This window comes from Sinomonas sp. (assembly GCF_036848755.1).
Lineage (GTDB): Bacteria > Actinomycetota > Actinomycetes > Actinomycetales > Micrococcaceae > Sinomonas.
Genome location: NZ_DAIUJO010000154.1, coordinates 1 through 6,711, shown reverse-complemented (window position 1 = coordinate 6,711; position 6,711 = coordinate 1). Strand labels below are relative to the sequence as shown.

At 62.5% G+C, this 6,711-nt stretch carries 5 protein-coding genes; all 5 read left to right on the top strand.

Features of this window, described 5'->3' with window-relative positions; genetic code table 11:
• Positions 1-327 (top strand): YidC/Oxa1 family membrane protein insertase (locus V7053_RS17165; protein WP_334173480.1); only part of this gene is annotated, 327 nt, incomplete at its 5' end.
• Between the two features lie 38 nt (positions 328-365).
• Entirely contained in the window at positions 366-965 is a 600-nt protein-coding gene (locus V7053_RS17160) for a Jag family protein (RefSeq protein WP_443022661.1), read from the top strand.
• A 13-nt stretch (positions 966-978) separates the two neighbouring features.
• A complete protein-coding gene (gene rsmG / locus V7053_RS17155) occupies positions 979-1,650 on the top strand; it encodes a 16S rRNA (guanine(527)-N(7))-methyltransferase RsmG (protein WP_443022660.1) in 672 nt (223 codons plus the stop codon).
• A 72-nt stretch (positions 1,651-1,722) separates the two neighbouring features.
• Positions 1,723-2,769 carry a ParA family protein gene (locus V7053_RS17150; protein ID WP_334173478.1) on the top strand — a complete coding sequence of 349 codons (1,047 nt, stop codon included), beginning with the start codon at positions 1,723-1,725 and terminating at the stop codon, positions 2,767-2,769.
• Positions 2,770-2,823: 54 nt separating this feature from the next.
• Positions 2,824-4,038 (top strand): ParB/RepB/Spo0J family partition protein, encoded by a 1,215-nt coding sequence (locus tag V7053_RS17145; RefSeq protein ID WP_334173477.1) that lies wholly within the window; start codon positions 2,824-2,826, stop codon positions 4,036-4,038.
• Positions 4,039-6,711: the final 2,673 nt, after the last annotated feature.

The following is a 6,711-nucleotide window of genomic DNA, read 5'->3' as shown; positions in this document are numbered from 1 at the left end:
AGCCCGTTCATGCGCCAGCAGAAGATCCTGCTCTACATCCTCCCGCTCGTCTTCGGAATCGGCGGTATCAACTTCCCGATCGGCGTCCTGATCTACTGGACGATCAGCAACCTCTGGACCATGGGCCAGCAGTTCTACGTCATCCGACGGATGCCCGCTCCGGGCTCGCCCGCCGCGAGGGCGCTCAATGAGCGTCGGGCCGCGAGGGGTCTCGCCCCGATCGATGTGACAACGGGCAAGACTATGAAGGCCGAAGACATCCCAGAACCCGCGCAGCCCAAGGGGCAGCGCCAACAGCCTCAGCGCAAGAACAGGAGGAAGAAGTGAGCCCTGCTGAAACCGCCGCACAGAGCGGTACCGAGGACATGGACTTCGAGGCCACTGAGGACGCAGCCGAGCCGACTGCGGCAGACACCGAGGATGCCGTCGAGGGTGCCGCCGAGGGCAACACCGACGCCGTCGAGGACACGGACGACGACGCTGGCGAGACCTCGATGAACCGCCTCGAGGAGGAGGGCGACGTCGCCGCCGACTACCTCGAGGAACTTCTCGACATCGCCGACATCGACGGCGACATTGACATTGAGGTCCGGGGTGGCCGGACCTATCTTTCGGTCGTTGCTGACGAGAGCAGCAACAGCGGTCTGACGGCGCTCGTCGGCAAGGGCGGCGAAGTCCTCGACGCACTCCAGGAGCTCACGCGCCTGGCCGTGCTGTCCCAGACCGGCACTCGATCGCGCCTTGTCCTCGACGTCAACGGATACCGGAGTCAGCGGGCGAAGTATCTGCACTCGCTGGCAGAAGAAGCCGTCGCCAAGGTGAAGTCCGGGGGTGAAGCCGTGCACCTGGTGCCGATGAGCTCCTACGAGCGGAAGATCGTGCACGATGCCGTGGCAGATCTCGGCCTGGTGAGCGAGTCCGAGGGCGAGGGCGCGAAGCGTCACATCGTCGTCTCCGCAGACTGACGTGGCGGAGGATCTGGCCGGGACTTCCCCAACGGACGACGGCGGGCTCCCGCACCTCGAGGGGGCCGAGCTCGCTGCTGCGGAGAAGATCTTCGGGGAGCGACTCGACCTGGCCCGGCGCTACGTGGAACACCTCGCGACGTCCGGTCTCGAACGCGGGCTCATCGGGCCCCGTGAGGTTCCGCGCCTCTGGAGCCGACACGTTCTGAACTGTGCGGTGATCGAGTCTGAACTGGCCGTCAATGCGACGGTCGCGGACGTGGGAAGTGGGGCCGGCCTGCCAGGGCTCTGTCTCGCCTTGGCCCGACCGGACCTCACTCTCGTCCTCATCGAACCCCTTGAACGCCGTGTGCTCTGGCTCGAGGAGGTTGTCGCGGATCTTGGCCTCGAGAACGTGCGGGTGATACGTTCCCGAGCGGAGCAGGCCGTGGACCTCGTGACCGCGGACTACGTGACGGCGCGGGCCGTGTCCGCCCTTTCCAAGCTGGTTCCGATCACACTGCCGTTGCTCGGCGGCTCGGGATCGCTGGTCGCAATCAAGGGGCGCAGCGCGGCTGAAGAACTCGAAAACGCTGCGAAGGTGATCAAGAAGCATCGGGGTCACAGCCCCGAGATCAAGGTGGTCGGGGAGGGCCTGCTCGAGGAGCCGACGACCGTGGTGCGGATCGCCGTCGGCCCTGCCTGATCCGGTCCGCGGGTGCAGCTACCCGCTAGGCTAGAGTGAAGGACATCGACGCGACCCGAGAGTGAGTGAACAGTGACCAGTGACGAGTCATCGGCTCAGCGGATCCCGCCTTTCGTGTCGCTGGGGCTCGGTAGCTCGACAACCGTAGCACCGTCTCCTGTTTCTCAAACTTCTAAGGTTGTTTCCGTTTCACGTGAAACGTCGGCTCCGAGCGGAACGGCGGGCAACGGTTCTGCAATCACGATCGACGAATCGAGTCCTATTGGGAGTCAGCTGGCGAACGAGACGAAGCGCCGTGAGCGGTTGAGCCAGCGCAAGCTCCGTCGGCCAGAGGCGACTCGCATCTTCACTGTCTCGAACCAGAAGGGTGGCGTCGGAAAGACGACGACCACCGTCAATATCGCCGCTGCGTTAGCCGCCTCGGGGCTCAATGTTCTGGTCATCGACATCGATCCTCAGGGCAACGCGTCGACCGCGCTGGGCATCGAGCATCACGCGGACGTTGAGAGCATCTATGACGTGCTGATCAATGACGTTGCCTTGGGCGAAGTCGTGCGCTCGTGCCCCGACGTCGAACGCCTGGAATGCGCGCCGGCCACGATTCACCTCGCGGGCGCAGAGATCGAACTCGTGTCCCTCGTTGCCCGCGAGCAGCGGCTCCGGCGTGCCATCGAGATCTACGCCAAGGAGCGTGAGTCGCAAGGCCTCGAACGCCTCGACTACATCTTCGTCGACTGCCCCCCGAGCCTCGGGCTGCTCACGGTCAATGCATTCTGTGCAGCGAACGAAGTGCTCATACCGATTCAGTGCGAGTACTACGCCCTCGAGGGTCTCAGCCAGTTGCTCAGCAATATTGAAATGATCCAGAAGCATCTCAATGCAGACCTGTGCGTTTCGACGATCTTGCTGACCATGTACGACGGCCGTACGAACCTGGCAGCTCAGGTGGCGGCGGAGGTCCGTGAACACTTCCCGCAGCAGGTACTCGATGCAGTCGTTCCGCGTTCGGTGCGAATTTCAGAGGCCCCGAGCTACCAGCAGACGGTCATGACGTATGACCCGTCGTCGACTGGTGCTCTCTCCTATATGGAGGCGGCGGCGGAAATCGCTGAGCGCTAGTTTGCATACTGGTCATACCCTCACCTCTGAGGGTCCGAAGGAGGAAGTTCGCGCATGAGCGAGAAGCGCCGTGGACTGGGCCGTGGCCTGGGGGCTTTGATTCCAAGCTCAGGAGCTGCTGCTGGTTCTGGTTCAGCGTCACGTCCAGTGGACCTGTTCTTCCCGGAGCAGCGGAGTGCCGGCGAAGCCGAGGCAGAACCGAGCGCTCCCGTCGCTCCGGCTGGCGAAGAATCCTTGAATCGTTCCCCCCGGGCAGACCGTCCTGTCGAGGAGGGGACGCCCGAGCGTGGAGAGTCCGAAGCCGGCGCTGTCGAGAGAGCCACCGCGGCCGGTGAATCCGAACGGTCGCAGGCAGAGTCGGGGAAGAGGAAGAGCCCTCGATCAGCCGGAGGGACGTCGTCCGGCGCCGGCTCGGCTGATGGTGAGGGTGCCGACGATCTGGATCTCGTAGAAGTGCCGGGAGCCCAGTTCGCAGAACTCCCGGTGGCATCGATCCACCCGAACAGAAAGCAGCCGCGCAGCGTCTTCGATGAGGACGAGATGGCCGAGCTCGTGCATTCCGTCCGCGAGATAGGCGTGCTTCAGCCTATCGTCGTTCGTGAATCAACCGAACTTGGTAGCGAAAGCTACGAGATCGTCATGGGCGAGCGCCGTTGGCGTGCGGTTCAGCAAGCCGGGCTGGAAACCATTCCCGCCATCATTCGTGACACGAGTGACGATGACCTTTTGCGCGACGCTCTGCTTGAGAATCTTCATCGGAGTCAGCTGAACCCGCTGGAAGAGGCGGCAGCCTATCAGCAGCTGCTCGAGGACTTCGGGACAACCCATGAAGAACTTGCGGATCGCATCGGGCGTTCCCGCCCTCAGGTTTCCAACACAATTCGTCTCCTCCGGCTGCCGCCGCTGGTTCAGCGGAGGGTCGCTGCAGGTGTTCTCTCCGCAGGTCATGCGCGCGCGCTTCTGTCTCTTCCCGATCCCGGGGCGATGGAAAGGGTTGCCCAACGCATTGTGGCGGAAGGCCTGTCGGTGCGCGCGACTGAAGAGGCGGTGGCGCTTTACCAGGATCCGGGGGATCCACGACGGTCCAATATCCCGAAGCCAAATGCTCGGCATGAGCGTCTCGACTTTCTCGCGTCGACGCTTGCCGATCGGCTAGATACGAATGTCAAGATCACGTTGGGTGCGCGCAAGGGGCGCGTGAGCATTGAGTTCGCCAGTGTTGAAGACCTCAACCGCATTATGGGAGTCCTGAACCCTGGGGCGGAGTAGGTAGTCGAGTAGTTTCTCCGGGCCGCCTCCATACGGAGGCGGCCCTCGGCTTTTATTGCCAGTACTCTGGCTCCGAGACGAGCCAGGGCGTCGGATGCCGGCATGCCCGTTGATTCTCAGCTGCACGGGTTCGCATCCCGCTTTAGACTGCGTCGGGGAGCCGCGATTTTCCGCGATGCTTCTTTTCTGAAACTCCGGCAGTGCGCAGGCTTAGCCAACGTGGGGCCTGCCGAGGTGCCGAGGATGCGGCCGCGTCGTTTCACGTGAAACCGTCGAGGAGGTTCTCTCGACCACCGCGAGGGGCTTGTCCTGTCGTGTCTGCGGCGATGCCGGCTTCCAAAAAGCCGGGAAAGCAACCATGGCCGCTAGAGGTGTGGGAGTTTCGCCCACTGCTGCTGTCCCGTTGTTCTGTTTGTAGTCGAGCGACCGAAAACTGTGCACGCGGACCGAAACCGTGTACGGGAACCGAAAGCCGAACCTTCGGGCTAAGCAAGCGGACGCTCCGGAGACGCCGAGCTCTTGCAGTAGTTATGACGTGTTTCAGACGGAGCAACGCGGAGCTCGCTGAGTCATGTTTTGAAGGGTATTGCTGGCCATGCGACCTAGTTACGGCGAGTTGCGATTGACTGAATTATCCCAGACTGGGTGAACCGACGCTGGCTGGCCCCGGGGCTGGGCGACTTCTTTTTGCATCCTGCACGCGACGGTTGACCCCGTTTCCGTCTCCACCCCAACGCCAAGTCGCGGTAAGTAGCGATTTGTCTTTCCAGACCGTCAACTTGGTTGTTGCTGGAGGGAATGGAAACAGCCAAGAGGGGCGTGGGCGCCGTGGTGTGCTCTGTCCTCTCGGCCGAAGTCATCGGTTTGCAGCCCCTCGGCAAGTTTGAAGCCCCTCGGCACGTCGGAGTACCAGGGGAGCTGCTGGTCGACCGCCCCACCCATCGATGAGCAGCGTGGGTCTGCTCGACCGTCGGCGCGGTCGGCATAACGGCCCGCCGATGAGCAAGAGCGAGCATCTCCGGGGAGTCTTCCGGATGTGATGATCTAACCGGAGGAAACCGTCCGCCTCTTCAACGCGTGTGAGAAGGGATGCGGGTAGCGATCAGGGGTCCAGTGGCGTACTGCCTCCGGATGCCACTATGCGGATTGGCGCACTTGGCCCCGATTCATAAGCCCCAATGTCGAGGGACAGCGTGCTCTTCCCGCGGATTCGAGTCATTTCCCAGCGGCTCTGAGGATAGCTTTTCAATGACTCTTAGCGAGGTGTTGGGTCGACTGCAGCCCACGGGTTTGAGCGACGCGCGCCGGCGTGCTCCGAACGCATGGACAGGCGACACCGTTCCAGAGGGTACGGGCGCACGCGCAGGGGGCCCTTCCGGAAGGTAAGGATCACACCGAGAGGGGGCAATGGACGCCGCAGGACGTTTCACGTGAAACACCAAAGGGGCGAAGTGAGCCTTTGGCGCCACATTGGTGCAGCGAGCCGCGGGGGCCAAAAACGTTCTCCGCTATGCCGCGAAGCTCGCGACCAGCGTGGATCGAAGCTAACTGATCTCTCCCGAGCGAGATGCAAGGCCCGAAGAGATGGGCGGGGAGTGTTCTTTCTAGCCGGCCCCTTAGGCCCGTCCCGTCAGCGGGCTGTGGCTATTGATACGGGAACGCTAGGCGCGCCTGCCGGCCAGCTGCAACGTGATCCCTGTCCGGATCAGTAGGTCCAGTCTGGCTCACGTTGGCCGCGAGGGTGACGGCGTGTTGACCTGCGTCGGGGAACCAAACTTCGATCCAGGTCGTGCGCTTGATGAGTATGGCGCCCTCTCGGAGGTGTGCATCCAGGGGTCGCCTTCGCCTACCTGCACGCCGCAGGCGGTTCGCCGGGATCAAAAATTTGCTGAGCGCAATGGAACGATCGGCAACCCCGTGGCGACCTCATCCGGCGCATCACGGAATTGTCAGAGCTGTGGCTCACCGAGGATCCGGGATCGCATACGTGGGCGACCTTCACCGCCGTGTGAGGAGCCGTGCGTTTTCCTGGGGCTGCCGCGTCCTTGGGGTTTCGGCATCCTTCCTTAGCCAAAGCGGACGCCAAGACGGTTCCGTGCTGTTTCCTGCTAACGCCTTGACCGCCTTCAGCGCCAGATAGTCAACGTCAGTGCGAGCCGGCAGGCGAGGTCCGGCCCGACGATCCCAAGGTTCAGGCATGCATGTTTCACGTGAAACTGCCCGCCGAGTCCTACGCAATAAACGGATGGGATCCGGGTGTCCGTGGGCCGAAGCGGACATGCCCTGTCTGGCTTATGACCCGGACTAGGGTTGGCGCCGGGTTCGGTGGCAGGGCAATGCAAACAATCACGGATCGTCGCTGTGGATTTGGCTGTGGATAACTAGCCTCAGGCTACACACAACGGCTGCTGCAAGGTGTGGATAACCTGCCACACTCCAGAAATCTTCTGGGACGAAGCGTCCATCTACGAGCGATTAACGAATGAGGAGGGCCGGTCTCGCGGACAGCAGTGCGGCTGTGAACACAGCATGCGGAGCTTCTAGGATCCTTTTCATCCGAAATCCCCTGTGCGGCGGCGAAAATCAGCGCGAAATAAACCACAGCGGTTCACGCTAGTCATCCATCAAGGGTCGAGGACCAAGCCGGTACAGAGCTTCTGGGGCAAGACGCGG

Bases quoted from the DNA above. Each gene is read 5' to 3' on its own strand.
- V7053_RS17145 (WP_334173477.1), top strand. From the start codon at position 2,824: ATGAGCGAGAAGCGCCGTGGACTGGGCCGTGGCCTGGGGGCTTTGATT.
- V7053_RS17160 (WP_443022661.1), top strand. From the start codon at position 366: ATGGACTTCGAGGCCACTGAGGACGCAGCCGAGCCGACTGCGGCAGAC.